29 protein-coding genes and 1 pseudogene are annotated in these 25756 nt (G+C 62.2%); 5 read left to right on the top strand and 25 right to left on the bottom strand.

What is annotated here, in order from left to right:
* Positions 1 to 157 precede the first annotated feature (157 nt).
* A complete protein-coding gene (locus ACWGS9_RS26940; protein ID WP_454508094.1) occupies positions 158 to 1123 on the top strand; it encodes a LysR family transcriptional regulator in 966 nt (321 codons plus the stop codon).
* Positions 1124 to 1127: 4 nt separating this feature from the next.
* On the opposite strand, the gene ACWGS9_RS26935 is transcribed toward ACWGS9_RS26940, so the two are convergent.
* From ACWGS9_RS26935 to trbB, 11 genes are read right to left on the bottom strand one after another with little or no spacing between them, the layout of a single operon-like run.
* Positions 1128 to 1358: a DUF2274 domain-containing protein gene (locus ACWGS9_RS26935; protein ID WP_454508093.1), complete on the bottom strand. Its 231-nt coding sequence runs from the start codon at positions 1356 to 1358 to the stop codon at positions 1128 to 1130.
* Position 1359: 1 nt separating this feature from the next.
* Positions 1360 to 2502 (bottom strand): TraB/TrbI/VirB10 family type IV secretion system protein, encoded by a 1143-nt coding sequence (locus tag ACWGS9_RS26930; protein ID WP_454508092.1) that lies wholly within the window; start codon positions 2500 to 2502, stop codon positions 1360 to 1362.
* Entirely contained in the window at positions 2499 to 3560 is a 1062-nt protein-coding gene (trbG, locus tag ACWGS9_RS26925; protein ID WP_454508091.1) for a P-type conjugative transfer protein TrbG, read from the bottom strand. The genes ACWGS9_RS26930 and trbG overlap by 4 nt, the downstream gene beginning before the upstream one ends.
* Complete coding sequence (gene trbF, locus ACWGS9_RS26920) at positions 3557 to 4246, bottom strand: conjugal transfer protein TrbF (protein WP_454508090.1); 690 nt, start codon at positions 4244 to 4246, stop codon at positions 3557 to 3559. Before trbF ends, trbG begins: the two co-directional genes overlap by 4 nt.
* A gap of 3 nt (positions 4247 to 4249) precedes the next feature.
* Entirely contained in the window at positions 4250 to 5629 is a 1380-nt protein-coding gene (trbL, locus tag ACWGS9_RS26915) for a P-type conjugative transfer protein TrbL (RefSeq protein WP_454508089.1), read from the bottom strand.
* A 2-nt stretch (positions 5630 to 5631) separates the two neighbouring features.
* Positions 5632 to 5958 (bottom strand): putative entry exclusion protein TrbK-alt, encoded by a 327-nt coding sequence (trbK-alt, locus tag ACWGS9_RS26910; protein ID WP_454508088.1) that lies wholly within the window; start codon positions 5956 to 5958, stop codon positions 5632 to 5634.
* 10 nt (positions 5959 to 5968) lie between these two features.
* Positions 5969 to 6727: a P-type conjugative transfer protein TrbJ gene (gene trbJ, locus ACWGS9_RS26905; RefSeq protein WP_454508087.1), complete on the bottom strand. Its 759-nt coding sequence runs from the start codon at positions 6725 to 6727 to the stop codon at positions 5969 to 5971.
* On the bottom strand, positions 6724 to 9180 hold the full coding sequence (trbE, locus tag ACWGS9_RS26900) for a conjugal transfer protein TrbE (protein ID WP_454508086.1): 2457 nt from the start codon (positions 9178 to 9180) through the stop codon (positions 6724 to 6726). The genes trbJ and trbE overlap by 4 nt, the downstream gene beginning before the upstream one ends.
* Positions 9181 to 9190: 10 nt before the next feature.
* The gene (locus ACWGS9_RS26895) at positions 9191 to 9472 is read right to left on the bottom strand and encodes a VirB3 family type IV secretion system protein (RefSeq protein ID WP_454508085.1); all 282 of its coding nucleotides are present in this window, start codon (positions 9470 to 9472) and stop codon (positions 9191 to 9193) included.
* Positions 9472 to 9798 (bottom strand): TrbC/VirB2 family type IV secretion system protein, encoded by a 327-nt coding sequence (locus ACWGS9_RS26890; RefSeq protein WP_454508084.1) that lies wholly within the window; start codon positions 9796 to 9798, stop codon positions 9472 to 9474. The genes ACWGS9_RS26895 and ACWGS9_RS26890 overlap by 1 nt, the downstream gene beginning before the upstream one ends.
* Positions 9795 to 10730: a P-type conjugative transfer ATPase TrbB gene (trbB, locus tag ACWGS9_RS26885; RefSeq protein WP_454508118.1), complete on the bottom strand. Its 936-nt coding sequence runs from the start codon at positions 10728 to 10730 to the stop codon at positions 9795 to 9797. The genes ACWGS9_RS26890 and trbB overlap by 4 nt, the downstream gene beginning before the upstream one ends.
* A gap of 511 nt (positions 10731 to 11241) precedes the next feature.
* On the opposite strand from trbB, the gene ACWGS9_RS26880 reads away from it, so the two are divergent.
* The gene (locus ACWGS9_RS26880) at positions 11242 to 11496 is read left to right on the top strand and encodes a helix-turn-helix domain-containing protein (RefSeq protein WP_454508083.1); all 255 of its coding nucleotides are present in this window, start codon (positions 11242 to 11244) and stop codon (positions 11494 to 11496) included.
* Positions 11496 to 12812, top strand: coding sequence for a type II toxin-antitoxin system HipA family toxin (locus ACWGS9_RS26875; protein ID WP_454508082.1), 1317 nt, complete (start codon positions 11496 to 11498; stop codon positions 12810 to 12812). Before ACWGS9_RS26880 ends, ACWGS9_RS26875 begins: the two co-directional genes overlap by 1 nt.
* Positions 12813 to 12879: 67 nt before the next feature.
* Here ACWGS9_RS26875 and ACWGS9_RS26870 read toward each other — a convergent pair whose 3' ends face one another.
* Together ACWGS9_RS26870 and ACWGS9_RS26865 are read right to left on the bottom strand one after the other, a co-directional pair.
* Complete coding sequence (locus ACWGS9_RS26870) at positions 12880 to 13050, bottom strand: hypothetical protein (RefSeq protein ID WP_454508120.1); 171 nt, start codon at positions 13048 to 13050, stop codon at positions 12880 to 12882.
* A gap of 6 nt (positions 13051 to 13056) precedes the next feature.
* A pseudogene (locus ACWGS9_RS26865) lies at positions 13057 to 13388 on the bottom strand (CopG family transcriptional regulator); the annotation flags it as partial.
* Positions 13389 to 13564: 176 nt separating this feature from the next.
* Here ACWGS9_RS26865 and ACWGS9_RS26860 point away from each other — a divergent pair.
* A complete protein-coding gene (locus ACWGS9_RS26860; protein WP_454508081.1) occupies positions 13565 to 15121 on the top strand; it encodes a Fic family protein in 1557 nt (518 codons plus the stop codon).
* A gap of 92 nt (positions 15122 to 15213) precedes the next feature.
* Here the strand turns inward: ACWGS9_RS26860 and ACWGS9_RS26855 are convergent, their stop codons facing one another.
* The 12 genes from ACWGS9_RS26855 to ACWGS9_RS26800 all read right to left on the bottom strand — a co-directional run bounded on the left by ACWGS9_RS26855 (position 15214) and on the right by ACWGS9_RS26800 (position 24081).
* The gene (locus ACWGS9_RS26855) at positions 15214 to 15669 is read right to left on the bottom strand and encodes a CopG family transcriptional regulator (protein ID WP_454508080.1); all 456 of its coding nucleotides are present in this window, start codon (positions 15667 to 15669) and stop codon (positions 15214 to 15216) included.
* A 5-nt stretch (positions 15670 to 15674) separates the two neighbouring features.
* Positions 15675 to 17663, bottom strand: a complete 1989-nt coding sequence (locus tag ACWGS9_RS26850; RefSeq protein WP_454508079.1) for a conjugal transfer protein TraG — start codon at positions 17661 to 17663, stop codon at positions 15675 to 15677.
* Between the two features lie 24 nt (positions 17664 to 17687).
* Positions 17688 to 19427, bottom strand: coding sequence for a relaxase/mobilization nuclease domain-containing protein (locus ACWGS9_RS26845; protein WP_454508078.1), 1740 nt, complete (start codon positions 19425 to 19427; stop codon positions 17688 to 17690).
* A 243-nt stretch (positions 19428 to 19670) separates the two neighbouring features.
* Complete coding sequence (locus ACWGS9_RS26840; protein WP_454508077.1) at positions 19671 to 20444, bottom strand: lytic transglycosylase domain-containing protein; 774 nt, start codon at positions 20442 to 20444, stop codon at positions 19671 to 19673.
* 3 nt (positions 20445 to 20447) lie between these two features.
* Positions 20448 to 20783 (bottom strand): DUF736 domain-containing protein, encoded by a 336-nt coding sequence (locus tag ACWGS9_RS26835; RefSeq protein ID WP_454508076.1) that lies wholly within the window; start codon positions 20781 to 20783, stop codon positions 20448 to 20450.
* 69 nt (positions 20784 to 20852) lie between these two features.
* Positions 20853 to 21398 carry a S26 family signal peptidase gene (locus tag ACWGS9_RS26830; protein ID WP_454508075.1) on the bottom strand — a complete coding sequence of 182 codons (546 nt, stop codon included), beginning with the start codon at positions 21396 to 21398 and terminating at the stop codon, positions 20853 to 20855.
* Complete coding sequence (locus ACWGS9_RS26825) at positions 21395 to 21865, bottom strand: DUF2840 domain-containing protein (protein ID WP_454508074.1); 471 nt, start codon at positions 21863 to 21865, stop codon at positions 21395 to 21397. Before ACWGS9_RS26825 ends, ACWGS9_RS26830 begins: the two co-directional genes overlap by 4 nt.
* Positions 21866 to 22010: 145 nt before the next feature.
* Positions 22011 to 22292 carry a helix-turn-helix transcriptional regulator gene (locus tag ACWGS9_RS26820; RefSeq protein ID WP_454508073.1) on the bottom strand — a complete coding sequence of 94 codons (282 nt, stop codon included), beginning with the start codon at positions 22290 to 22292 and terminating at the stop codon, positions 22011 to 22013.
* A gap of 129 nt (positions 22293 to 22421) precedes the next feature.
* Entirely contained in the window at positions 22422 to 22913 is a 492-nt protein-coding gene (locus ACWGS9_RS26815; RefSeq protein WP_454508117.1) for a DUF2285 domain-containing protein, read from the bottom strand.
* On the bottom strand, positions 22816 to 23187 hold the full coding sequence (locus tag ACWGS9_RS26810) for a transcriptional regulator domain-containing protein (protein WP_454508116.1): 372 nt from the start codon (positions 23185 to 23187) through the stop codon (positions 22816 to 22818). Before ACWGS9_RS26810 ends, ACWGS9_RS26815 begins: the two co-directional genes overlap by 98 nt.
* Positions 23188 to 23310: 123 nt before the next feature.
* A complete protein-coding gene (locus ACWGS9_RS26805) occupies positions 23311 to 23571 on the bottom strand; it encodes a DNA -binding domain-containing protein (RefSeq protein WP_454508072.1) in 261 nt (86 codons plus the stop codon).
* 183 nt (positions 23572 to 23754) lie between these two features.
* Positions 23755 to 24081: a DUF736 domain-containing protein gene (locus tag ACWGS9_RS26800; protein ID WP_454508071.1), complete on the bottom strand. Its 327-nt coding sequence runs from the start codon at positions 24079 to 24081 to the stop codon at positions 23755 to 23757.
* A gap of 931 nt (positions 24082 to 25012) precedes the next feature.
* Between ACWGS9_RS26800 and ACWGS9_RS26795 the strand changes: the two genes are divergently transcribed.
* Positions 25013 to 25456 carry a helix-turn-helix domain-containing protein gene (locus ACWGS9_RS26795; protein WP_454508070.1) on the top strand — a complete coding sequence of 148 codons (444 nt, stop codon included), beginning with the start codon at positions 25013 to 25015 and terminating at the stop codon, positions 25454 to 25456.
* Positions 25457 to 25756: the final 300 nt, after the last annotated feature.

The following is a 25756-nucleotide window of genomic DNA, read 5'->3' as shown; positions in this document are numbered from 1 at the left end:
ACCCTATTTACCAGTCACTATAGTGACTATATGCTTGTGGATTCGGTGCTTGCTTGGCGACTTGAGTTTTAGGTCGCTCAAGGCCGATTCAATTCTCACCGCGGTCCGCCGGGTCAATTTCGCATGTGGCTCAGGCGTTCTCGGAAAAGGGCGTAAAATGGAGTTGCTGCAGAGCGACCTGAAGCTCCGACAATTGCAGGTGTTTCGTCAGGTGCTGCGGACCGGATCGACGAGGCGAGCAGCTGCCGCGCTCGGGATAAGCCAACCCGCGGTAAGTCAGCAGGTGAAGCAACTTGAGACCGCGCTCGGCCTCAAACTCTTCGAGAGGTCAACCAACCGCATCCTTCCATCTCGGGAGGCCTGGGAACTCCTGCGCAATGTAGAAATAGCCCTGGCGTCGCTGGATCGGCTGGAAGCATCGATTTTCGCAATGAAGAACGATGAGAAGCAGCGGATCGCAATTGCCGCACCCGCCGTCTTCGGGTTCGTGACATTGCCAAAGGTCGTGGCGACCATCCGGTCGAAAACGGCTTCGAGTGTCCGGTCAATTTCGGGCAATTATGAGCAGGTGGGCGAGCATATCCTGTCTGGGCGGGCGGATCTCGGGATTTCAAGGCTGCCTCTGGATACCCGGCTGTTTGAATGGGCACCAATCGGCTCGGCACGCAACGTGTGCATCTTCCACCGCAACCACCGTTTTTCAAAAAAGACATGTGTCGAAGCGCATGATCTTGCGGGGGAAAAGATCGTCGACATCGACCCTCAGTTTGCGTCGCATCAAATGAACTTCAACGCGCTGCGCTTCGCCGGCATTGAGCCGGATATCCTGGTGGAATACGACTCCCATGGTTATGAGGTGGGGTTTGTCTCGGCCGGCCTTGGTGTGTCCATCACCAACGAAATCATCGCCCGTGAATATGCGGCGTTCGAACTGGGGGCAAAGCCGGTCGAGCCATCGGCCCTCTACCACTACGTTGCGGTCTGGCAGAAAGGCCGGGTCTTTTCCAGCGCACTGGAAGTCTCTCTCGAGGCGATCCTGTCTGCTTTTCACCCGATAGCGCAAAGCGCACCGACTGTTCTCCCGCTACACGCTGCATCGCGCGGCGCTGATCGTTCCTCTTAACCGCCTAGAACTGAGCCTTCCGCCCCTGCTTGGCTTTCGCGAAGCCGCGATCCGTGGCGATGAAACGCTCAAGCATGGGCACGATCAAGCGCAGGGGATCAGTAGCAGGCTGCCCAGATTCTCCTCCAAGAATCTCGGCATACCTGGTTAGATCGCGATGCAGGCGTGCGGGCAATTCCACAGTGACTTTGACCGGCTTGTCATCGGCAATCGGCGCCAGCTTCAGCTTGACCATTTCAGCCACCGTAACGTTCGAGGACAAGATCGCGCGTGACCAGAACGCGCACCGGAAAGCCTGGCCGTATCGTTAGCGTCGGCGCTATTTCGAGCTGGCGCTGGACGATCTGCTGACCGACCTGGCTGACGCTGTCGGAAGCCCCGCTGCGCAGCACACGCACGATGTCGCTCTCCTGGCCCGATGAGCCAGCCTCAGCCCCAACACTGAGTATGGTCGAGAGCGCGGCGGCCTTGAACAGCTCGCCCCAGTGGTAGTCGACGCGATCCTCGACGCCGGCATTGCCCTGCCCGTCCGCGCCAGGTTGCCTCTCCAGAACAATCGAACGGCCGTCCGGGAAAATCAGCCTGTTCCAGACAAGCAGCACACGCCGTTGCCCGAATCCTACCCCACTGTCGTATTGGCCGATCACCCTTGTGCCTTGCGGGATCAGGAGTGCGCGTCCGGTCGGGCTGTCATATACGTTCTCGGTCACCTGGGCGGTGATCTGACCGGGCAGGTCGGAACGGATACCTGTTATCAGGGCGGCCGGGATAACGGCTCCGGCCTGAAGCACATAGGGTGAAGCCGGAGGCGCGACACGGTCGGGCGCGACGATGTTGCGGTCGGCGGCTGCATTGAGGAAGGCAAGCTGGCGGTCTTGCGGCGTCTGTCCGGCAGGAGCCGGACCGGCGAGGTCCTGCGCGGCGACATCGATCCGATGTTCGGCTGTGGCGTCGGTCGCAACCCCTGCCTGGAAGAAGACCTGAGATGTCCGGGCCGCCTCCTCTTCGGCTCGGCGGCGTTGTTCAGCCTCGTCGACACCGGGCGCCGCGATCATCGGCGAAACGACGGGCTGCCCCTTGTTCTGGGCGTCGAGTATCGGACGGCCGAGATCGCCCGGCAGCGGCGGCCCAAGGACGGGGCCGGTATAGTCGCGTGGCAGGTTGGCGAGCCCATCAGCCGGCTGCCGGTTGGAGGTCGAATAGAGTTCCGTGCCCTGGATGTCGCTGCCGCGCGTCTGAAGCGCGTATACCAGCGCGCCGCTGATGCCGAACGACGCGAAGAAGGCGACGCCAGCGATCGCCTTGCGCGACAGACGGGTCACGCGCGGCGGCTCGGCGCGAAGTCGCATCGGCGTAGTGGCGGTTTCGTTCTCGTTCATGACAGCTCCCCTCCCCTTTGCCTCGGTGAGTTGATGACTTTCGATGCGGCACTGGAGCTGGGCAACCAGCGCAATCGATCCGTCTTGATCCCATCGTTTCGGACGATCCCCATGGTCTGTTGCCGTTTGCCGCCGCCAAGACGCAGTTCGGCCGCGCCGAACAGGCGATCGACGATCAGGATATTTTGGAACACCCGGCTGTTGACGATCTGGGCTTCGCCGTCCGGACCGATGACGAAGAGCGGCGGCATCTCGCCCTGTACGATTCCGCGAGGGAACTCGATATAGACATGTCTGCCATCGTCATAGACGGCGATGGGTTTCCAAGGCGGCGTGTCGCCTGTGAGACCATAGCGGTAGTTCCGCCCGGCAAGGTCCGGGATCAAGGGCGTTGCGGGCAGGCTCTGCTGCTGGCTGGCGGGGTGAGCTGGATACGCCCATGCCACAGCCGGCATATAAGGCTTCTCGCCCGCCCGCAGCTCGATCATGTAGCTGCGGCGGTCGGTGGTGATGACGAGGTTGGTGGTGATGTCCGCACGCGAGGGCTTCACCAGCACGTGAACGCGTCGGGTCACGCCCGAGCCGCTCTCGGTGTCACCAATGATCCAGCGCGCGGTGTCCCCCGCCGCAATCGGACCGCTGCCAGTCAGGTTCTCGCCGGGCTCAAGCGCGATGTCCGTTATCTGCCCGGGTGCGGCGTAGACCTGGTAGAGCGCCCCTTCGCTCCAGGGATATATCTGGATGGCGTTGTAATAGCCCTCGCGTCGCGGCTGGACACGCGCGGCCGCGTTGGCGTTCTCGACGCGCGCAGTCGGCGTATCGCCGACCGCGCCTCCCAGCGTCGGTGTCCAGCCTGGTGGAATGTGTGGCGGCCTGGGTTTCTCTTCGGCCGATCTTGCCGGGACGGATGGCAATGGCGGCACGTAGGCATCATAGGCAATCTGTGGCGGCTTCTGGAGCGTGGCACAGCTCGTGAGCACGAACCCCGAGAGAAACACCGAAGCAAGTGCTGATCCACGAACGGCTGGAAATGCGTCAGCATGCAGCGCGAGGCTCATTGGCTCATCTCCCGTGACCAGTTGATGGCGTTGACGTAGATCCCCAGCGGGTTCACCCGAAGTCGTTCGGCGTCATGCGGCGGCTGGACCACAATCGTCAGGATCGCGGTCCAGTGTTCCGTGGTGGAGAGCTGGCCGTTTTCATAGCGGCGCTCGGTCCAGGCGACGCGGAACGAATCCGCGGAGGCACGGATGACCGAGGAGACCTCGACAGCCACCTGCTGCTTGCCGACTTTGGAAAAGGGTTCGTTTGCACGGGCATAATCATTGAGCGCCGCCGCACCCTGGTCGGTGGTCCATTCATAGGCGCGCAGCCAATCCTGGCGCACAATGATCGGATCGGCCGGGATCGATCGAACCTGCTCGACGAAGCGGGCGAGATGCCAGGCGATTTGCGGATCGGTTGGCTTGTAGTCGGCAGTCGCCGGCGCGACCGTCTGCGCCTGTCCGAGCGCATCGACCTGGACTACCCACGGCACGACCGAACCGCGGGCTGACATCCAGACAACCGAGCAGGCGAGGCCAGCCGAAAGGATCAGCGATCCGAAGGCCATGTACCGCCAGTTCCTGGCCTGCACACGCGCAGAGCCGATGCGTTCGTCCCAGACCTGCGCCGCCTTCTGATAAGGCGTTTCCGGCTGAGGGGTCTTGCCGTAGTGGACGGCGGCTCGTCGAAATATGTCCATTGGTCATTTGCCTTCGGAGAGAGAAATCGAGGTGCCACTGCCGTGGGCTTCACCGGCGCGCACGGCGTGCGCTGTGGTCTGGACGCCATGCGACAGGCGCTGGGATCGCTGGATGCGTTTGGCCCAGTCGGGTGGGCTCTTGGCCGCGCTGCTGCCTGCTTGTCCGTCGCGGCCGACGGACCGATCGTTGGCCGCTTCGGCAGCGCCTCCTACGGTCCCCAGGGTCGATGAACCACCGGTGGCGGCAGCGGCCGAATTTGCGCCGGACGCGAAGCTCGACTTCATCGATTGGCTGGCGCGCGCGGCGGCGCGTTTGAGCGGCGAGGCGGCACCAGACACACCCGCGCTTGCAACGCCGCCCAGCCCGGAGGCGATGCCGGCGGCGCCAGGCTGGCCGGCGGAGCCGAGCGTATAGGCGCTCGACGCGCCACCTGCGAGGAACGAGCCGCTCCGTGCCGCTGCTGGGGCCGCGGACAAAGCAGCAGTTCCGCCCCGCATCGCAAGGCCGGCAGTCCCGCCTGCAACCAGCGCCATCCCGCCTGCCGCGAGCCCTGTTCCGACGGCTGCTCCCGCGCCAAGCTGCGGTCCGCCGGAGACAAGACCGTTGGCAATACCGGGGCCGAAAATGCCAAGACCAAGCAGCGACAGAGCCGCCAGCACGATCGCCATCGCCTGGTCAATCGTAGGGTTCTCGCCGCCAAAACCCTGGGTAAACTCGCTGAAGAGCGTCGAGCCGATACCAATGACGACGGCAAGCACAAGCACCTTGATGCCCGATGAGATGACATTGCCGAGCACGCGTTCGGCCATGAAGGCTGTCTTGCCGAAGAGACCGAAGGGGATGAGGACGAAGCCGGCGAGTGTCGACAGTTTGAATTCGATCAGGGTGACGAAGAGCTGGACGGCCAGGATGAAGAAGGCGAGCAGCACCAGTGCCCAGGCAAAGAGCAGGCAGGCGATCTGGATGAAGTTTTCGAAGAAGGACACGTAGCCCATCAGGCCCGAGATCGCCTCAAGCAGCGGCCGTCCCGCATCGAGGCCGGTTTGCGCCACCTTGCCGGGACGAAGCAGGTCCTGGACCGAAAAGCCGGTGCCGCTCGCCTTCAGGCCGAGACCGGAAAAGCTTACGAAGACGATCCGGGCAAGGCTGTTCCAGTTGGAAATCAGGTAGGCAAAGACCCCGACGAACAGCGTCTTTTTGACCAGCCGCGCGAGAATATCATCGTCGGCGCCCCAGCTCCAGAAAAGCGCGGCAAGCGTCACATCAATGACGATCAGCGTGCTGGCGACGAATGCGACTTCGCCACCAAGCAGGCCGAATCCGCTGTCTATGTAGCGCGTGAATGTTGCGAGGAATTGGTCGATGACCCCGGTGTTTCCCATACCTATCGCGCCTCCGATGAGGTCGCATCCGGCGACAGCGGCATGGCTATGCCAGACGCCGAGCTCGCAAACGGTGCTTTGAGCACGAGGAACCGGTCACGCTGTTCGGCCCACAAGCGCAGACAACCGTCGTCGCGCAAAGCAGCCTCACCCAAGGTTTGGCAGCGGCGAAGGCCCTCGCTGAGCGGGTTCGGCGCCAAAGCGGTCGGCGTCTGTGGAGGGAGGTGGTCCGGTCTTTCCTCCTTCCGGGTCATCTCGAGCGCCGTCGCCGTGATTGCCACCGCGACGAAGACGATGGCGACGAGGCGAGCGAAGGTCCTGCCATCCATGGCCTTGAACTCACTGGTTGAACATCTTGGCGTCGCCGGCCTGGTAGCCGGAGCCGGGGACAAGGAAGCGGCGACGCTGCTCGCGGCCCTGGTCGGCGGCCGCGGCGCGTTCGGCGTCGGTCAGTGCCTGGGCGCGACCGTTGGCGGCGACCACAGCAGTGAGATCCGCGAGCTGTTGGGCCTGAAGGGCGAGGAGCTGGTTGCCGGCCTGCGTCGCCTGGAGCGCGCCGGTCGCTGATTGGCTGGCGCCGACAAGCGCCGACATCTGCGTGCGATTGGTGTCGATGTTTCCGACGACGCCCGCCTGTACGCGCATGGCGTCCTGAAGACCGCCAACCGTATTCTGCCAGCGCGAGCGCGCATCCGTGACGAGTTGTTCATCAGACGCGGAGAGCGAGACGCTGCCATATTGCTGCTGGAAGATCTTGTCGACCTGCTGGACGTCGAAGGCGATGTTCTGCGCCTGGTTCAGAAGCTGTTGTGTCCGCTGCACCGATTGCTGCAATTGCTGCAGGGAGGAGAAGGCGAGGCTAGCAAGATTACGCCCCTGATTGATCAACATCTGGGCTTGGTTCTGCAGCGAGGTGATCTGGTTGGTGATCTGCTGAAGCGATCGCGCCGCCGTCAGCACATTTTGCGAATAGTTGGACGGATCGAAGACGATGAATGCCTGTGCCGGCGCAGTCACCATCAGCGAGATCGCGAACGGTGAGGCGAGCATGGCGGCGGTCAGCAATACTGTGCGCGCGCGGTTTCCACGGCTATTCATGATCGAAGCTCCTTTTCAGCTTGCGTTACGGAGGTGGAAAGGTCGGGAATGAGGTCAGCGGCCCAACCGGCGCCTCGGGCGCGCAACCAGGCTGCGAGGAAGCCATCGCGTCCGTGTTCGGCGGCGATGCTGGCGACCAAAGCCTGATCGGTTTTTGAGGATGCGGCACAGAGCGCTAGCCCAACTTCGGACAAGCCAAGTTCGAAGAGGCGGTTGCCACGTCGGGACTGGCAGTAGTAGTCGCATTTCGGCGTCGCCCGCGCCAGGATCTCTATCTGGCGGTCATTGAGGCCGAAGCGGCGATAAATCGCTGTAATCTGCGGCTCGATCGCGCGTTCGTTCGGCAACAGCAGCCGGGTCGGACAACTCTCGATGATCGCGGGCGCGATGTTCGAATTGTCGATGTCGGACAGCGACTGGGTGGCAAAGATGACACTGGCGTTCTTCTTGCGCAGCGTCTTCAGCCATTCGCGCAGCTGGCCGGCGAAACCTTGGTCGTCAAGGGCGAGCCAGCCCTCGTCGATGATGAGCAATGTCGGCCGCCCGTCGAGCCGGTCACCGATCCGATGGAACAGATAGGACAGAACCGCTGGGGCGGCGCCGGTGCCAACGAGACCTTCAATCTCGAAGGCCTGCACGGATGCGCCGCCAAGGCGCTCCGCCTCGGAATCGAGCAAGCGGCCGTAGAGGCCTCCAATACAATAGGAGCGGAGAGCCTGCTTCAGATCGTTCGCTTGCAGCAGCACGCTCAAGCCGGTGACGGTGCGCTCTTCAACTGGCGCCGAGGCGAGCGACGTCAGAGCGGTCCAGATATGTTCCTTGGCATCCGGAGTTATGGGAACGCCTTCGCGGGCCAGGATTGCCACGACCCAGTCGGCCGCCCAGGCGCGTTCATGAGTGTCGTGGATGCGGGCAAGTGGTTGGAGGGAGACCGAGGCTTCAGTGCCTTCGGTGAATTCGCCGCCGAGGTCGTGCCAGTCGCCGCCCATGGCAAGCGTTGCGGCGCGGATCGAGCCGCCGAAATCGAAGGCAAAGACCTGGCTGCGCGCATAACGGCGAAACTGCAGGGCCATCAGCGCGAGCAACACCGACTTGCCAGCGCCCGTGGGCCCGACAACCAGGGTATGGCCGACGTCGCCGACATGCAGGGACAACCGGAACGGGGTCGAGCCCTCGGTCTTGCCGTAGAGCAAGGGGGGCGCACCGAAGTGCTCGTCCCGTTCCGGCCCCGCCCACACGGCAGAGAGGGGAATCATGTGGGCGAGATTGAGTGTCGAGATGGGCGGCTGGCGGACATTGGCGTAGGCATGTCCGGGCAAAGAGCCGAGCCAGGCGTCGACGGCATTGATGGTTTCGGTCATGGCCGTGAAGTCGCGCCCCTGGATGACCTTCTCAACGAGACGAAGTTTCTCTTGGGACACGCGTGGATCGGCGTCCCAGACGGTGACGGTCGCGGTGACATAAGCCATGCCCGCCACGTCGGCCCCGAGCTCCTGCAAAGCCATGTCGGCGTCGGCGGATTTGTTGGCGGCGTCGGTGTCCACGAGCACGGAGGCCTCGTTCGTCATGACCTCCTTCAGGATCGCTGCAATGGACTTGCGTTTGGCGAACCATTGCCGCCGTATTTTCGTCAGCAGCCTGGCGGCATCGGTCTTGTCGAGCAGGATTGCGCGAGTCGACCAGCGATAGGGAAAGGCGAGCCGGTTGAGGTCGTCGAGCAGACCCGGTGTGGTCGCGGTCGGGAAGCCGACGATGGTGAGCACGCGAAAATGCTGGTCGCCAAGCCGCGGTTCAGGGCCACCGGTCAGCGGCTGGTCGGCCAGCAGCGCATCCAGATAGATCGGTGTCTCCGGGACGCGCACACGATGACGCTTCGTCGAGACAGTTGAGTGCAGGTAGGTCAGCGTCTCGCTGTCATCGAGCCACCGGCATTCCGGCATAAAGCCGTCGAGCAAGGAGAGCACGCGCTCGGTGCGGTCGATAAAAGCGCGCAGGATTTCGTTGGCATCTATGCCGGACTGTTCGCGTCCCTCGTAGAGCCAAGTCTCAGCGCGCGCCGCATCCTCGGCCGGCGGCAGATAGAGGAAGGTAAGGAAGTAGCTCGACACGAAATGAACTTCTTCCTCCTCGAACTCGGCTTTGCGCTCGGCGTCGACGAGATAAGAGGCGGGATCGGGAAACTGGCTTTCAGGATAAGTCGCCGCGTCGTGCCGCTGCGCCTCGACAAAGATGCTCCAACCCGAACCGAGGCGACGGAAGGCATTGTTGATGCGGGAGGCCACCGCGACCAGTTCGGCAGCCACAGCGGATTCGAGATCTGGTCCGCGCAACTGCGAAGTTCGCTGAAAGCTCCCATCCTTGTTGAGCACCACGCCCGGTGCGACGAGCGCAACCCATGGCAGGTAGTCGGCAAGACGGCTCACGGTGCGACGATATTCGGCAAGGTTCATCATCACCGCGCCCTCAAACCGACAGATGAGCGGGGAGGCGCAGATGCCGGCGGCCGACTTCCACGAACAGGGGATCGCGTTTTGCAGCCCACACCGCCGTGAAATGCCCAAGGGCCCAGATGATGAGACCGATCAGCCACAGACGCAGGCCGAGGCCAACGGCGCCTGCCAGCGTGCCGTTCAGAATTGCGATGGAGCGCGGCGCGCCGCCGAGCAGGATGTGTTCGGTCAGTGCCCTATGAACGGCGACGGTGAACCCCGGCACCGCGTTGAGTTGTTCGAAAGCGATTGCCATCAGATCAGCGCCCCGCCGCCGAATGAGAAGAACGACAGGAAGAAGCTCGACGCCGCGAAGGCGATCGACAGGCCAAAGACGATCTGGATCAGCCGCCGGAAACCGCCGGAAGTATCGCCAAAGGCAAGCGTCAGCCCCGTGACGATGATGATGATCACGGCAATGATCTTGGAGACCGGGCCTTCGATCGACTGAAGGATCTTCTCCAGCGGCTGCTCCCACGGCATCGACGAGCCGGCGGCATTGGCGGCCGGGGCTACCATGAGAGAGACGATGAGGGTTGTGGCCGCTGTAGCCAGGTGCTCGCGCGAAAGCTTGCTGATCATGAATTGTCTCCTGTGGTGTTCGGGGTGGCCTGGGAGGTGCGGTAGTCGCCGTCGGGTCCAAGCCCATCGATGCGTGCGAGTTCGGTCAGCCGCCGCGCGGAACCACGGCCAGCCAGGACAGCGACTAGATCTATTGTTTCGGCGATCAGCGCGCGTGGAACAGTGACGACAGCTTCCTGGATGAGTTGCTCAAGACGGCGCAGCGCCCCGATCCCGGTTCCGGCATGGATAGTGCCGATGCCGCCAGGGTGCCCGGTGCCCCATGCCTTCAGAAGATCGAGAGCTTCGGCGCCGCGCACTTCGCCGATCGGGATGCGGTCTGGTCGCAGGCGCATTGAGGATCGGACCAGGTCTGAGAGTGTGGCGACACCATCCTTTGTCCGCATGGCGACCAGGTTGGGCGCGGCGCACTGGAGTTCGCGGGTGTCCTCGATGATGACGACGCGGTCGGCCCCCTTCGCCACCTCGGCCAGCAAGGCATTGGTCAGGGTCGTCTTGCCCGTGGATGTGCCGCCGGCGACGAGGATATTCGCGCGGGCAGCGACGGCAGCGCGTAGCGTCGTCGCCTGGTCGGCTGTCATGATGCTTGCCGCCACGTAGTCTTCGAGTGTGAAGATCGCGACAGCGGGCTTGCGGATTGCGAAGGCTGGCGCGGCAACGACCGGCGGCAGCAGTCCTTCGAAGCGTTCTCCGGTTTCGGGCAATTCAGCAGAGACCCTCGGAGAGCGCGGATGCACCTCAGCACCGACGTGATGGGCGACGAGACGCACGATGCGCTCGCCATCGGCGGCAGACAGCACCTCTCCCGTCTCGGCCAGACCTTCGGCAAGGCGGTCCACCCAGATACGGCCATCGGGGTTCAGCATGACTTCGACGACCGAGGGATCGTCAAGGAGCCGTGTTATTTCGGCTCCGAGCGCTGTGCGCAGCATGCGCGAACTGCGCGCGCGGCCTTCGGAATTGTTGTGCGAAACCACGATCTAGTCCCCGTTTCAGTCGGGGACAACTCAGGCCGTCCCCGCTCGAGGATGATCAAGAGAACCAGAAATCGGGCCGGTTCAACAAGTTTCGATCGTCGTAGTGGCGTGGCGTACAAATACAGGAGATCGGCGGTGCCGCTATCGCGCCATCCACCGCTTTGAAACGCCTCTGCAGTCGGGCCGGGTGAACTTAGAGCCTATAGGCATGAGCCGTTCGCGGGCGTGAGAACTCCCAAGCCAACGCCTGACCGGCTGGCTACAACAACTGTTGCCTGATCTCATTTTTCTATCCGATGGAAAGGGGACGACCGCAAGCGCGACGCTGCGAGAGCCATCATTGCGCACCATACGCGATCGCGTATACCTAGCATTTATACGGGATCGCGTATATCTCTGGTTTAAACGCGATCGCGTATATTGAAACTTTATACGCGATCGCGTATGTTGGCGCTTGGAGGCTACAATGACCGACCAGATCGCTCGCAATGAAAAGCAACTCGGCGCCATCCTGCGTCGCGCCCGCAGGCAAGCCGACCTCACGCAAGGGGCGCTTGGCGACCAGATCCACCTGCGCCAGGGCACGGTGTCCCGCCTCGAAGCGGGCGAGCCCGCGGTGCAGCTTCGCACGTTGATGGCCGCTTTATCCGCACTCGACCTTGAGCTCGTCGTTCGCGCGCGCAGCAAAGGCAGCGCCACTGACATCGAAGACCTGTTCTGATGGCGCGGCGGCCGGTTCACGCACCGCTGAACGTCTTTCTGAACGGGCGCCTGGTGGGCGTGCTGCGCAGGGAACCGACGGGCGCAATAGACTTCCAATACGCCGGCGAATGGCTGGACTGGCGCGGCACCTTCCCGGTCTCGCTCTCCCTCCCGTTGCGCGAGGACCGCTATATCGGCGCGCCTGTGATCAATGTCTTCGACAACCTGCTTCCCGACAATGAAGCCATCCGCAAGCGCGTTGCCGAACGCGTAGGCGCGGAAGGTACCGACGCCTACAGCATGCTCGCCGCCGTCGGCCATGATTGTGTCGGCGCGCTGCAATTCCTGCCCGATGGCATCGATCCCGGCAATCCCGGCAGCAGCGATGGCAAGCCCGTCAGCAACAGAGAGATCGCCGGGATAATCAAGAACCTCGCTATCGCTCCTCTCGGTCTTGGCGAGGACGAGGATTTCCGCATCTCGATCGCGGGCGCGCAGGAAAAGACGGCGCTCTTGCGCTCTGACGGACGCTGGTTCAAGCCAATCGGCACGGCTGCGACCACCCACATCTTGAAACCGCAGATCGGCCGGTTGCCCAACGGCATCGACCTATCCAATAGCGTTGAGAACGAGTATCTGTGCCTCAAGCTGCTCGAGGCGTTCGGCGTTCCCGCGGCCCGGGCAGAGATCGCTGATTTCGGGGAGCGCCGCACGCTGATCGTCGAGCGCTTCGACAGGCTGTGGGCCCGCGACGGCCGACTTCTGCGCCTGCCGCAGGAGGATATCTGCCAAGCCCTATCGGTGCCGCCCACGCGCAAATATCAGTCCGAGGGCGGTCCTGGCATCGCTCAGATTGTCGAGCTTCTGAAGGGCAGTGACACGCCCGACGAGGACATCGCCGGCTTCCTGCGCGCTTGCATAATATTCTGGCTGATTGGCGCGACCGACGGCCATGCCAAGAACTTCAGTATCTTTCTAAGCCCTGGCGGACGGTTTCGTATGACGCCCCTCTACGACGTACTGACAGCGCAGCCCAGCCTGGATGCCGGACAGATTCCCCGCAAGAAATTCAAGCTGGCAATGTCAGTCGGCAAGAGCCGGCACTATTCGGTGCATGAGATTATGCCCCGCCACTTCATGCAGACCGCTGATATTGCTGGCGTGGGGACGCCTGCCATACGCAGGATTTTCGAAGACATTTCCGCAAACGCGGAGAAGCAGGCCGAGGCCGTGATCTCCAAATTGCGGCGCGGCTTTCCCGAACAGCTTGTCGGGTCAGTCAGGTCGGCAATAGGCAAGCGAGCGCTTCTGCTTGCTGATGCAAGTTTATCATGATCACAGGTCGGCAAAGAAGAAATGCAAAGCCACCGAAGGCCTCTATCCAGATGGGTACAATCAGCGCTCATGGCGTGGCTGCCGACTGCCTCTCCGCTGAGGCAGCGCTGATGGCGTGGCGATGACTAAAAGCGTCACGACTGCGAGCTTTGCTCATCGCCTGCTGATCATCATCAGCATCACCGCCGTCGTTGTCCTTCGCGGTGCCGGCCGCCATGGTGATGACGAAGACAGCCATCGCCCTTCATTGCATCCCATCATCGTCGATCGGATTGACGGCCTCCGAAATCTCCTGCTGCAGTTTCGGTCCCTTCGTCAGGCGCCTCCCCAAGACCGTGACGAAGGCGTCGTATCGTTCGGTCGCCTTGGCGCGCGCGGCCTGGGCCGCGGGCTCCGGCAAGGCGGGTGTGGTCGCGAGCCACAAGCAAACGAACACCGCGAGGGTCTCGACCGCGATGCCAATATCGCGTCCTGTCGGTCGAGACGCCTGTCGACTTGGCGGAGGCGCTTCGTGATCGCGGCCTCGCGACGTTCATCGACATCGGCAACGTTGGCAATGGCCGAAGCGGAGATCAGCGGTTCGGTGGCGCAGGATCAAGCACGTTCCGCAGATTTTTTTGAACGACCTTGCACAATACCCTAACCATGGTGCAACATAATACCCTAATTGTCGCTCAACATTATTCCCTAATTAAAGCGCGGTGCAAAAACCTAATTAGCGCGCAACACGAAAACCTGAGGATCGCCCAAAAATGGCACCGCCGCATGAGAAATTGGCCGAGGCGCTCGCCGCGCTCAAGGCACTTCAGGACCGGCACGCCGTTGCTATTCGCTCAGCCGACCTATCCCGTACCCATCGCGAACGGCTTGTCAAAAATGGCTTCCTGCAAGAAGTCATGAAAGGCTGGTATGTCTCGTCCAGTCCTCACCAGCGTCAGGGCGAGACCACGGGCTGGTGCGCCTCGTTCTGGGACTTCTGCGTCAGTTATTTGAATGATCGCTTCGACAGGGACTGGTGCATCGCCCCCGAACCCTCCCTCTCCTTCCATGCGGGCAATCGTGGCGTCCCGAGGCAATTGCTGGTGCGATCGCCGGCCGGGGGCAACAAACCCACGGCGCTTTTGCACGACACGTCGATTTTCGACGTCCGGGCCAAAATGCCGGTCGCTAACGATATTGCCGAGATCGACGGCCTTCGTCTCTACGCCTTGCCGGCGGCGCTCGTCGAAGCCTCCCCCAGCTTCTTCGCCCAAAAACCGACCGATGCGCGGACGGCATTGGCGATGTTTTCGGATGCATCGGAAATTCTCACGCGACTTCTGGAAGGAGGCCACAGCACAATTGCCGGCCGTCTCGCTGGTGCTTTTCGCAACATCGGCCGCGAACGGATCGCAGACGACATTGTCCGCAGCATGCAGGCCGCCGATTACACGATTCGCGAGACCGATCCGTTCGATACACAGATGGAATTGTCGCTGCCGCGCCGCGAGACGTCACCTTATGCCGGACGGATCAGGCTGATGTGGCAGGAGATGCGTGGTGCAGTGATCGACAATTTTCCGGAGGCGCCAGGCCGCCCGAACGATGTCGATGGCTATCTCCGACGCGTTGACGACATGTATGTCACCGACGCCTACCACTCGCTTTCCATCGAAGGGTACCGGGTCAGCCCCGAACTGATAGAGCGGGTGCGCAGCGGCTCCTGGACCCCCGACGAGAATGCGCAGGACGGCGCTCACCGCGACGCGCTCGCGGCGCGCGGTTACTACCAGGCCTTCGAAGCGGTAAAGCGCAGCGTTGGGTCCGTGCTGGCCAACAAAAACCCTGGCAGCGTCGTCGATGACGATCATGGCGGGTGGTACCGCGAGTTATTCGCACCCAGCGTTGCCGCCGGTATCGTCAAACCCGGTGACTTGGCTGGCTATCGCAGTGAACGCGTTTTTATTCGCAATTCCATGCATGTTCCGCTGCCACCCAACGCCGTGCGGGATGCGATGCCCGTTTTCCTGGAGATGCTCGAGACGGAGGAGCATCCGGCGGTGCGTGTCGTCCTTGGCCATTTCATCTTCGTTTATATCCATCCGTACATGGATGGAAACGGTCGCATGGGACGGTTCCTGATGAATGTCATGATGGCGGCCGGCGGTTATCCCTGGGCTGTCATTCCCGTCCAACGCCGCTCTGCCTACATGGCTGCACTGGAGCAGGCCAGTGTCCACCTGGACATCGTGCCCTTCAGTCGCTTTCTGGGTGAATTGACGGATCAAGGCATGTCGGGGAAGACAACCGCCATACTCCCCGCTGATTAGGCGATCGCTGCCAGGTCAACGTCACGTGGAATGTCCAGCCCCCCGGCGGATCGCCGTCCCGCCTCAATCAGCAACTGGCAATGAACGACAGGCTAAATTCCGGCGGAAGATGGCATGCCTTTGTCATCAGCTGGATTGATATCCTCCGAAATCTCCTGGCGCAGTTTCGGGCCCTTCGCCAGGCGCCTGCCCAAGGCCGCGACGAAGGCCTCGTAGCGTTCGGCCGCCTTGGCACGCGCCGCCTGGGCGGCGGGCTCCGGCAAAGCTGGTGTCGTCGCGAGCCAGAAGCGGACGAACACGGCAAGTGTCTCGACCGCGATACCGATGTCGCGCTCCTGCCTGGTCAGGCGGCGGTCGATCTGGTCGAGGCGTTTGGCGATCGCCGCCTCGCGACGCTCATCCGCGTCCGGCGACAGGAACGATGCGATGGCAGCTTCCGCGATCATCGACTGGGATTGTTCGCGACGCGCCGCGTAATCCGCCAACATCGTCATGACTACCTGATCGAGATAGACAGAGATCTGCACCTTCTTCTTGCGGGCGGACATGGCGGCTACAAGTCCATACCGTCATCGGGATCGAGCGAAACCTGCCGCGCTACACCCCGTATGAGGCGATTCAGGCGTCGATTTCTGACAGCTTCGTCGTCGTCGCTGTCGTCCGGCGGCTCGACCTCGAACTCATTATCGATCGGAGCCATTTTCTCAACTGGGAGCGAACGATTGAGTTCGGGCTGCAGCCGCAGCTCCGACCCGGTTGGATCTCCGTCGTCCTGCCGTGGCGTGTCTGTACTCTCGGCAACCTCCGTGCGGGTTGGAAGCGGCAATTGGGTCCACTCGTCAAGATCGCCCTGTTCGGATCGGGCCAGTTCGGGCGGCGGCAACACGCGGTCCCGGAAGCGGGCATCCTCGTAGTAGCGCGCCTTCTTCGCCCTGATCGGCAGCGTGCCCGCCACCATCACGATCTCGTCGGTCGGTGGAAGCTGCATGATCTCGCCAGGGGTCAGCAACTGGCGGGCTGTCTCCTGCCGCGACACCATGAGATGTCCGAGCCAGGGCGAGAGCCGGTGGCCGGCATAATTCTTCATCGCCCGCATTTCGGTTGCCGTGCCGAGCGCGTCGGACACACGTTTGGCAGTCCTTTCATCGTTCGTGGCAAAGCTCACACGAACATGGCAGTTGTCGAGGATCGAGTTGTTCGGGCCATAGGCCTTCTCGATCTGGTTCAGCGACTGGGCGATGAGGAAGCTTTTCAAACCATAGCCGGCCATGAAGGCCAGCGCGCTCTCGAAGAAGTCGAGACGGCCGAGTGCTGGAAATTCATCGAGCATGAGCAATAGCCGGTGCCGGCCTTTTTTGGCATGCAGCTCTTCAGTCAGGCGGCGTCCGATCTGATTGAGGATGAGGCGGATGAGCGGTTTTGTCCTATTGATGTCTGAGGGAGGCACGACAAGGTAGAGCGTTGCCGGTTGTTTGCCGCCGACGATGTCGCTGATCCGCCAGTCGCAGCGCCGCGTCGCCTCTGCCACGACGGGGTCGCGGTAGAGACCGAGGAAGGACATCGCGGTGGAGAGCACACCGGAGCGTTCGTTGTCGGATTTGTTGAGCAGTTCGCGCGCCGCGCTTGCGATGACCGGATGCGGACCCGCCTCGCTGAGATGGGGCGTCTTCATCATTGCCGCAAGCGTGGTCTCGATCGGGCGCTTCGGATCGGAGAGGAAGGCGGCGACACCGGCCAGGGTCTTGTCCTTCTCGGCGTAGAGAACGTGAAGGATCGCGCCCACCAAAAGCGCGTGGCTGGTCTTTTCCCAGTGGTTGCGCTTCTCCAGGCTGCCTTCCGGATCAACCAGAATGTCGGCAATGTTTTGGACGTCGCGAACCTCCCATTCGCCGCGGCGGACTTCCAGGAGAGGATTGTAGGCCGACGATTTCGAATTGGTCGGATCGAAAAGCAGCACGCGGCCGTGCATGGCACGAAAGCCGGCGGTGAGTTGCCAGTTCTCACCCTTGATGTCGTGGACGATCGCCGACCCCGGCCAGGTTAGTAGCGAAGGCACCACCAGGCCGACACCCTTCCCCGACCGGGTCGGGGCGAAGCACAGCACATGCTCAGGCCCGTCGTGGCGGAGGTAATGGCGGTCATAGCGGCCGAGCACCACACCATCGGCGCCGAGCAGACCGGCGCCCTCCACCTCCCTCCTGTCCGCCCACCGCGCCGAACCATAGGTCTGGACATTCTTGGCTTCGCGTGCGCGCCAAACCGACATGCCGATCGCGACAACGATCGACAGGAAGCCACCGGAGACGGCAATCAACCCGCCTTCCACGAAGATATTCGGGGCGTAGGCATCGTAGAAATACCACCACCAGAACAAAGCGGGTGGATAGTAGACGGGGCAACCTGCGAGCTCGAACCAGGGCGGACCGAGTTGGGCCTGGAACCCCAGCCTCCATGCCGTCCATTGCGTCGCCGTCCAAGTCGCCAACAGCACGATCAAGGAGACAGTGAGTATCTGACCCCAGAGGATTTTCGTGGCCGACATGATGGCGGTCCTTTCTTGTCTTAATCAGAGGCCGAGCCCACGCTTGCGGCCAAAGCTCCAGTCGACGCCTCCGTCCTCACGGGAGACACCGGAGACATGCTGACCGAGATGTTTTTGGAGCGAGGGCGACCAAGGCACGAGCTGGAAGCCAAGGCCGTCGTCGACCATGGCAAAGCGGCCGGAAGCAAGCGACAAGCGCTGGCGGTAGATGCCCGCGACGTAGGTTGCGCTGGCGCGACGTTCGAAGGGCAGGCCGGTCTCAGCCGCGAGCTTCTCACCGACCAATTCGAGTTCCCGGCGGCGCAGCGTTTCGATCAGGTTACGGCTGAAAACGACGCGCCCGCCGAGACGTTTCGCTAGGCCTTCGCCGACGAGGTAATCAGCCCGCTGTTCCATAGCCTGATGAACCTCGGCGCCGAAGCCAGCCGTGCTCAAGGCGGCAGGCTCGCGAGCGATGGCCTGTCGATCAAGCCAGGTTGCTCCTGTTGCCGTGATCTGTTCATGCACACCAAGATCGGAGCGGACGGCGAGCGCGACCCGACGCTGGCCTCTCGCGTCCTCGAACGTGCGCAGTTCGACAATCGACCCCGGAGGGCCGTCGCCGGTTGCCTCAAGATCGCCAAGTCTGATGTGGTGCGCGCGCCCGTCGACGCTGTCGACCACGGCATAAGCAGTGCCGCTCAACTCGTCGTCGAGACCGCGATCGAGTAGCCGACCGACAATGGGTTTATCGAGGCTTTCGGCGGCCAAAACATAATTGCCCAGGCCACGCTCGATCCCCCTCTCGGTCAAAGCGCGATGCATTCGCCTTATGATGTCGCCGCGCTCGCCGAGCTCACGCAGGGTCGTCTCGGCCCGATCGTCAATCACCCATTGGCCTGGCGCAACCTGATCGGCAAGGCCAAGGGCCTGGAGCTTGCGCAGGCGGCCGACCTTCTGCACGTGATACTCGTCGGGCTGTCTATGAGCATACGGGGCAAGATCGATGACGCCAGTGCTGGAAAAGTCGCGCAGCAGTTGCCGGTCAAGCTGGGTCCAGCGTTCGGCTTCGATCTGCCGCTGCAAATTGCGGCGGATGTCGAGATCGGAACGGGGGCCGAGTTCCTGCGTAACGAGATCGGCAGCACGGGCGCGCATGCCTTCCTTGATATAGTCGCGTGAGATTACGAGATCCTGGCCATCATCTGTGCGCCCACGCAAGATGACGTGGATATGGGGATTGTCGGTGTTCCAGTGGTCCGCCGCGACCCAATCGAGCTTCGAGCCCAAGTCCTTCTCCACCTGCCCCATCAAGTCGCGGGTGAAGGATTTGAGATCAGCCATATCCGTGGCGTCTTCCGGCGAGATGATGAAGCGGAAATGGTGGCGATCGCCATCGCAGCGCTCGGCAAACTCCTTGACACTCGCATCATCGGTGTCGGGGCCGAACATGCGGGGCTGTCCCGTCTCACGGGTAACGCCCTCACGCCGCAGGTAGCTAAGATGCGCGGTGAGCGGGACTGCGCACGCGGAGTGGCGAACCACACGGGTCTTAATGACCGTCACGCGAGAGCGGCTGGTCAGCAGGCGGTTGGCCCGGATGTTGGCGATCCGCCCTCGGCCGAAGCGGGATCGATTGCCAGGACTGATTTGACCGGTGCGGGAGATGTTTCCGCCGGCCTTCTTCGCTGCCGCCAGTGCCTGTGCGATGAACGGCCGCGCAGCCTGACCGCGGTTTGAACGAATGCGCCCGGGTCGAATGCGAAGCTCGCGCTCATCGGCCATGCCGCTATCCTCCAACTTGGAGAAGAGGATGCGGATACAAAGTCTTGGGCGTTCCGCGCACATTGCGCCGAAGGGCCGCAACGTGCGCAAGGCACCTGAAAATCCCCCAAAAACAACCGACCGGCCGTCGCACAATGTGCGGGCTTTTATCTAGCCATCCCTCGGTCGTATTGCTTGCATCTCCTCTTCCCGCACGCCATGACCCGCTTGAGCACGAAATGTTGCGAAGCGCGTTGAGGAAGCTCATGGCGCCGACCTTTCGCTCACCTGCGGTGCGAACAGACCGGTCGATCGCGGCGTAGCGTCCGCCAATCCGTCCGTGGGCCGAACCTCTGAAGGATCATCGCGGGGTCGTTCCAGTTGCATCGAACCATAGTCTGGCTTGCTGATTGGCTGCGGGGCGAAGAGCGAAACGTCCTTCCACCCATACTCCGCTGGGCCTGCCGGACTGTGCGTCTTCGGTGCACCGTCGCTGAGTATGGTGGACGTAACGACGGCGACGTAGACGCGCGTCTCCAGAGGCAGCCGCCTGCCTTGCAGCGACGCCTCGTAGCGTCCTGGGCCTGCATTATACGCCGCGATCCAGCCGGGCGATCCGTAGCGATCAACCAACTCGCGGATGTAGGCCGAGCCCGCGATGATGTTGTCGTGCGGATCGTAGGGATCGGTGCCAAGTCGATAACGCGCGCGCAGGTCGGACCAGGTGTTGGGCACAATCTGCATCAGACCCATGGCGCCCTTGCGCGATGTGGCGCGTTGATCGCCGGCGCTTTCAGCGCCAAGGACGGCGCGGATCCAGCCCGGCGGAAGGCGGAAGCGGCGCGCCGCTTCCGCTATGTGGGTCTCGTAGTGACTGCGCGCCGTCGACGTTCCGACTGGCAGGCTCTGCGCCGGTGCAGTCGCGGGAACGATGCACGTGAAGCAGAGCCCGGCAAGCACAAGCAGAGCTGAACGTCGGCTAGCGCGAGGCAACACAGGCGTTCGCAACTGGTTCGTCGACTGACGGCGCGCCAACATCGCCTAGTCCTTCTCGGCGCGGTCACGCAGACGCGACCACTGCAACGACCAGGATGTTTTGTCAGCGCCGTTTTGGAACAGATAGGCGCGGATCGGCTGCGCGAAAGTCGGGTCGTCGATCTGCAGCGATATGAACTCTCCCGCCTTTTCGCTGGAGTGTCTCCAACCGGCGCCAATCGCGACGCCGTCTTCGCCACCAGCGTGCACACGATAGTCGGGCGCGTTGTCTGTCTCGCTCGCTTCGGCAGCGACGATTGCAATCTCAAGGTTGAGGCTGAGCGTGCGGATTCGTCCCGAATACCCGGTCTGATGGCTGATGAACTCGCCGATCTGTGGCATTTCCTATCTCCTGTCGTTGATGTCCGCGGTGACGATCGGACGGCACGGAGGGCGCCGCCGGTGGCGCGCTCACCGCGCGGGCGCACGCCATTGGAAGTGGCCGCCGCCCAGCTCGTCCGTCCACAGCGGAACCGCGCGGCCGATGATTTGATCAGTGGGGAGGAGGCCGAAGTAGCGTCCGTCGAAGCTGTCGCGGACTTGGCTGTTCATCAGGAAAACGGTGCCGGCAGGAATGCGCCGGCAGCCCTGCCAATCCGGCAGGTCGCGACCGGCGCGATCGCGTTGGAGCGCCATACCGACGTCAGTGCCATCGACTGAAATGATCAGCTCTTTGCGGCACACGGTTTGGCCTGAAACCGCAAGGATGTGCTTGATGAGCAGCACGCTCTTCGGCAGATAGCCGCGGTCGGCAAGCCATGTTGCGAGCGGTTCGGGCGGCTCAGCGGCTACGAGATCGTTCGCCGAAAGCGTCCTGCCGCCTTCGATCAGGTACAGGCCAATTGGTGTGCTGGCTGAAGCATTCCAGATGAACCTCGGCGACACCGCGGTAAACGTGGGACAGAGCGTGGCCGTGGTCGCCAAGACCGTCGCGAGGACAATCGCGAGCCGCGTCATGGCTGGACCCGTCGCCGGAGCAAATGGGCGCGGTGAAGATCCAACGTGTAGGTGCGTGGCTCCTGGCCCGCCGTCAATCGGTTGTGGACATGCCGCCAGTGATCGACCGAGACCGCTTCCGGATCGATGCCGAGTTGCTCGATGGCATCGATCAGCTGCAATACCCGCTCCACCTTGGGCCAGCCGTCACACCTGAGCATGATGTCGCCGCCGGGTCGCACGAAAGGCAGCGTCTGGTGTGCCTCGCCCTCGGCAACAGCGCGCACGATATCGATGCGGGAAATGATCGTGCCGAAGTCGTTCGCGGCCCACCGAACGAAGGCAAAGACGGTGCCCGGCCGAAACGAGACAATGCGCCGGTGGCGGTCGAGAATCTTTTCCTGAGCGACCGAACCGAAGCGAATCCAGTATTCGATCTTCTTCTCGACCCATGTCAGTTCGACGTGGGTCAAGCCGTCATCGTCCATCGCGCCGATCACCGATCGACCTGAACGGAAGTCAACGACAGTGCCCATTGGTCTCTCCTGATTTCGCGGGGAAGCAGCCGCGTGATGTAGCTGCTGAAGTGATGCCGACGTGGTGGACCCGCGGCGCCTTCGCGCCGGGCTCAATTCAGCGCCCATAACGTCCGGCCGGCGTCGGAGCCGCTGGTGGATGGCGCTTGGCCGGAAGGACTGAGCCGCGCGGGTCCGAAGTCGAGGTCACCGCGCCGCGCTCAGCCCAGGCCTGGAGATCGTCCACGGCGTAGACGACACGGCCGCCGAGTTTGCGATAGCCAGGACCGGTGCCGTAGGTACGGTGTTTCTCGAGCGTGCGGGACGACAGGCTGAGGAACTCGGCGGCTTCCTTGGTGCGCAGAAAGCGCGGTGGCAAAACGGCTAGATCTGGTCGCATGTATCGAGCCTCCGAGAGGGTTTTGAGAACCGCTGGTGCTAAGCGGCGGGCAGCGACCACTGTGGCGGAAGGACGGCTTCGCAGAGGATGGGGAAGATTGGGGGGTGCAATATTCCCACCCCAGGAGCGCTATGAGCGCTTGCGATGGCGCAGCAATTGCAAATAGCCGCCGGCGATCATGGCTCTTCCGCCCTTGACGAGACCGATCACGGTGCTGCGAAGCGACGAGGTTTTCCAGGGATTGGAGGCAACACGCCCCGCCCCGTAGAAAGTGGTCGCGATTTCACGATAGCTGGCGCCGCTGGTGCGACCATCGGTGGCCCGCATCATCAAGCGCAGGCGGCGCCTCTGCTGAACAGTCATTCGCGTATCGGGCGGTACAGGCCGCCTCCTATGGCCGCGCCAGAAACGGACCAGAGCCTCGACTCGCCCCAGGGTCTCGGAATCCAGCGGAATCAGGGCCGCGCGGGAACAAGTCGCTTCCTCAGCCGGAAAGAGCAGAAGCTGCGTTGCGATGCCGCTGTTATGGATGGCGTGCGACCCCTCCGGACTGTCGTGATAAGCACCTATCCCGGCGAGCCCCGTGGAAGGGTCGGATGACAGGAAATCCGGTGAAGGCACGAGGGCCAGCACTGCGGGGTTGGCAAGTGGTGACCACAAAATGTCTTGCGCTAAGGAGGACAGGTCGGGACGAGCGGCGAAATCGCAACCCCCAGCGTTTCTGCGCTTCTGTTGGAAACGGTTGGGTTTCCGCTCCCGAACGGGCGAGCGCGGCGTAGAGGCGCTGATACGAATTCCAACGGCGCAGGCACTCCCAGGCCAGCCCTTCGACTGGTAAGCTGTCGAAGAAGTCATAGCTGGTGTTGTCCCGCCAACGTGACGTATCCGGCTTCATCGTGCGGTCCTCATCAGGCTGCAAGTTGTGCCCGAATCGATTCCCAGCGATTGCAATTGGCGGAAGACCCTGAATAGGCATCGAGTGATGCTTTTTCAGCATCACCGTGGCGACGATGTTTCGCTAGGTTTCGGTCTTGCGCAGGAGGAGACGGTAGCCGGTTCGCGTCATCCAGCGCGCCCGCGCCAGATGGCCGTCGTAAACCTGTTGGGCGCGCCGCGGCTCCTCTTTCGGATCGATCCCGAAGAGGACCTTGACCACCTCCCGCCAATCGGCGCCATCGGCGTCGGCGTCAAACAAGCGCATGTAGAGCTTGATATGGCGGCGATCATAATCGGTGAGCTCGTCCCCAGTTGGAGCGGTGTCGTCGAACGGCTCAATCATGATGTGCACTCCCCCATGGGCGAGACGTAATGCACAAATCCTATAGATGTCACGTCGGCAGCGGAGGAGGCTCGGCGAGCATCACTCGATGCTGTACTGGCATCGCGCTCGCCTCGCGCCACCGGCTCCGGTTGGCCGGTTGAGGTTCCGCCCGGTTGGCCCGGGCGGAACCTATGGAGCCTCCTATTCTGCGTTGCGGCGGCTCGGGCGGGACCAGATCAGGCTGTAGCCCTCACCGTCCTCGTCATTGAACAGGTTGGCGAAGATCGGGGCGGTGAAGCTCGGATCGTCGAGCTTGAGGCCCAGATAATCGCGGCCCTCGTTGGACTGCTTGGACCAGGCGGCGCCGATCTCGGCGCGGCCTACGAAGACCCGGTGGCTGGGGGCGTTCTCGCCGCTGGTGCGGGTTTCGGGGACGATGCGGACGCCGCGGGCCTGAACGCTGAGAGTGACGATTTCGCCAGTGAACTCGTTGTTGCCGGACTTCTTGAAGGTGCCGATGGTAGCCATGATAATTCTCCTTGATCCTGTCTGCTTCGAGCCGCACCATTGCGGTCTCGATGGTGGTCGAGAGGTCGGAGGCGATTGACGGCGCACCCTTGGGGCCGAAGCGAAGCGGAGGATGGCGCGGAAGCGACTTTGTTGTTGCGCGAGGAATGACGGCGCAGCCGGCAGGGGAAGAAAGTCGCGGAGCGTCGTTGCGTCACAGGCGATCGAGGCGAAGCCGTCCTTCAGACCAGAAACACCAATCGAAGAGACCGCTTCGGTGCTGGCCAGGACTGGATGGGGCGAGAAGATTTGGCGACCTGCGCCCGATCCGGCCCGGCAACAGAAATTCCACGCAATCGGTAGCCGCTTTCGAAATTGGCCCGAGCGTTTGCATCGACGAACCCGCGCGCGACTTGATGGCTCCGGTATGCGGTTTTTCGTTCGCCATCCGCAGAGGGCGCCGGATCATTCGCTGACCTTATGAAGATGCCGGTCGGTGGCCAATCTCAATCGAGTGTGTCTCGCTGCCGGTTGACGGTGCCTCGGCAATGCATGACGGCGTCGGTGATCGTTATCGTGTCTCGAAAGCCCCAACAAGAAGCGCCAGGATAGGCCCCGCGCGGATCGCTCCGTTTCCGTCCGAGTGGGACTATGACAGCCAGTTGCCTTGGTCTTGAAACTGGGGGAACTCGCTATGGAAATGCGACCGATACGTTGTCGCGTATTCAGTGGACTAGTTGCTGGTCTAGCGAATGCGCCGGGCTCTTAGCCGCCTCAACGGTGGACGTGAAAATATCGAGGCGCAGGACCTCGCCAAATTCAAATGCACAGGTGAGTCGGACTGGAGCATGGAACGATTTCGGGAACCGTCCGTCCACTTATTGCGTTTATTTCGAATATTGCGAATAGTGATTCGCAGTGTTATATGCGGCGACGATCAAGGAAATGGACAATGACCAAGCAGCTAGAGCGACCGATCCTGCCGTCGGCCGCTGACGCCGAATTGGCCGCACAGGCAAGCCGCCAGCTTTCGCGCACCAAGCACGAAGGCGCTGAATTGCGGGTTCAGGTAGGCAACGAGACTTTGCGCCTGCCTAAGAGCGTGGGTGATTTGCTTTATCATCTGCTTACGGAAATGGGTCAGGGGAATGCCGTTACGATAATCCCCATTCACGCAGAGCTCACGACGCAGGAGGCAGCCGACCACCTCAATGTATCGAGGCCATATCTTGTTCGCCTACTTGAAGAGGGTAAGCTCCCGTTTAACATGGTCGGCACCCATCGGCGCGTAAAATTCAGCGATTTGGCGACCTACCGTAACAATGCTGAGGAGGAGCGGAAAAGGGTAATGGAGGAACTCGCCGCCCAAGCCCAGGAACTGGGGATGGGCTATTAAGACCTCTCCATATACCGCCGTCCTCGACGCTTGCGTTCTTTATCCAGCCCCGCTGCGAGATCTGCTCATAGAACTCTCAACGGGTGGCCGTCTGTACCGTCGAAAATGGACGGAACAGATCCATGATGAGTGGACGCGAAATCTCATAAAGGATCGTCCAGACCTCAATCCGGAACATATCCAGCGGACGCGCGACCTGATGAATCGCGCCGTCCCGGATTGTCTAGAGCGGGATGAGATTTATATGAGTCGTAGGATTCCCAAATCATCGCAGTTCTGATTCAACATTCATGCTGGGAG

This window comes from Mesorhizobium sp. Arg314 (genome assembly GCF_053714275.1).
Note: the sequence above shows the minus strand (reverse complement) of the source record. Positions and strands in the feature narration are given on the sequence as shown.

What these genes read in the sequence shown, in the direction of transcription:
- ACWGS9_RS26940 (WP_454508094.1), top strand. Translation starts at nt 158, where the DNA reads ATGGAGTTGCTGCAGAGCGACCTGAAGCTCCGACAATTGCAGGTGTTT.
- ACWGS9_RS26935 (WP_454508093.1), bottom strand. Translation starts at nt 1,358, where the DNA reads ATGGTCAAGCTGAAGCTGGCGCCGATTGCCGATGACAAGCCGGTCAAA.
- ACWGS9_RS26930 (WP_454508092.1), bottom strand. Translation starts at nt 2,502, where the DNA reads ATGAACGAGAACGAAACCGCCACTACGCCGATGCGACTTCGCGCCGAG.
- trbG (WP_454508091.1), bottom strand. Translation starts at nt 3,560, where the DNA reads ATGAGCCTCGCGCTGCATGCTGACGCATTTCCAGCCGTTCGTGGATCA.
- trbF (WP_454508090.1), bottom strand. Translation starts at nt 4,246, where the DNA reads ATGGACATATTTCGACGAGCCGCCGTCCACTACGGCAAGACCCCTCAG.
- trbL (WP_454508089.1), bottom strand. Translation starts at nt 5,629, where the DNA reads ATGGGAAACACCGGGGTCATCGACCAATTCCTCGCAACATTCACGCGC.
- trbK-alt (WP_454508088.1), bottom strand. Translation starts at nt 5,958, where the DNA reads ATGGATGGCAGGACCTTCGCTCGCCTCGTCGCCATCGTCTTCGTCGCG.
- trbJ (WP_454508087.1), bottom strand. Translation starts at nt 6,727, where the DNA reads ATGAATAGCCGTGGAAACCGCGCGCGCACAGTATTGCTGACCGCCGCC.
- trbE (WP_454508086.1), bottom strand. Translation starts at nt 9,180, where the DNA reads ATGATGAACCTTGCCGAATATCGTCGCACCGTGAGCCGTCTTGCCGAC.
- ACWGS9_RS26895 (WP_454508085.1), bottom strand. Translation starts at nt 9,472, where the DNA reads ATGGCAATCGCTTTCGAACAACTCAACGCGGTGCCGGGGTTCACCGTC.
- ACWGS9_RS26890 (WP_454508084.1), bottom strand. Translation starts at nt 9,798, where the DNA reads ATGATCAGCAAGCTTTCGCGCGAGCACCTGGCTACAGCGGCCACAACC.
- trbB (WP_454508118.1), bottom strand. Translation starts at nt 10,730, where the DNA reads ATGCTGCGCACAGCGCTCGGAGCCGAAATAACACGGCTCCTTGACGAT.
- ACWGS9_RS26880 (WP_454508083.1), top strand. Translation starts at nt 11,242, where the DNA reads ATGACCGACCAGATCGCTCGCAATGAAAAGCAACTCGGCGCCATCCTG.
- ACWGS9_RS26875 (WP_454508082.1), top strand. Translation starts at nt 11,496, where the DNA reads ATGGCGCGGCGGCCGGTTCACGCACCGCTGAACGTCTTTCTGAACGGG.
- ACWGS9_RS26870 (WP_454508120.1), bottom strand. Translation starts at nt 13,050, where the DNA reads ATGGCTGTCTTCGTCATCACCATGGCGGCCGGCACCGCGAAGGACAAC.
- ACWGS9_RS26860 (WP_454508081.1), top strand. Translation starts at nt 13,565, where the DNA reads ATGGCACCGCCGCATGAGAAATTGGCCGAGGCGCTCGCCGCGCTCAAG.
- ACWGS9_RS26855 (WP_454508080.1), bottom strand. Translation starts at nt 15,669, where the DNA reads ATGTCCGCCCGCAAGAAGAAGGTGCAGATCTCTGTCTATCTCGATCAG.
- ACWGS9_RS26850 (WP_454508079.1), bottom strand. Translation starts at nt 17,663, where the DNA reads ATGTCGGCCACGAAAATCCTCTGGGGTCAGATACTCACTGTCTCCTTG.
- ACWGS9_RS26845 (WP_454508078.1), bottom strand. Translation starts at nt 19,427, where the DNA reads ATGGCCGATGAGCGCGAGCTTCGCATTCGACCCGGGCGCATTCGTTCA.
- ACWGS9_RS26840 (WP_454508077.1), bottom strand. Translation starts at nt 20,444, where the DNA reads ATGTTGGCGCGCCGTCAGTCGACGAACCAGTTGCGAACGCCTGTGTTG.
- ACWGS9_RS26835 (WP_454508076.1), bottom strand. Translation starts at nt 20,783, where the DNA reads ATGCCACAGATCGGCGAGTTCATCAGCCATCAGACCGGGTATTCGGGA.
- ACWGS9_RS26830 (WP_454508075.1), bottom strand. Translation starts at nt 21,398, where the DNA reads ATGACGCGGCTCGCGATTGTCCTCGCGACGGTCTTGGCGACCACGGCC.
- ACWGS9_RS26825 (WP_454508074.1), bottom strand. Translation starts at nt 21,865, where the DNA reads ATGGACGATGACGGCTTGACCCACGTCGAACTGACATGGGTCGAGAAG.
- ACWGS9_RS26820 (WP_454508073.1), bottom strand. Translation starts at nt 22,292, where the DNA reads ATGCGACCAGATCTAGCCGTTTTGCCACCGCGCTTTCTGCGCACCAAG.
- ACWGS9_RS26810 (WP_454508116.1), bottom strand. Translation starts at nt 23,187, where the DNA reads ATGAAGCCGGATACGTCACGTTGGCGGGACAACACCAGCTATGACTTC.
- ACWGS9_RS26805 (WP_454508072.1), bottom strand. Translation starts at nt 23,571, where the DNA reads ATGATTGAGCCGTTCGACGACACCGCTCCAACTGGGGACGAGCTCACC.
- ACWGS9_RS26800 (WP_454508071.1), bottom strand. Translation starts at nt 24,081, where the DNA reads ATGGCTACCATCGGCACCTTCAAGAAGTCCGGCAACAACGAGTTCACT.
- ACWGS9_RS26795 (WP_454508070.1), top strand. Translation starts at nt 25,013, where the DNA reads ATGACCAAGCAGCTAGAGCGACCGATCCTGCCGTCGGCCGCTGACGCC.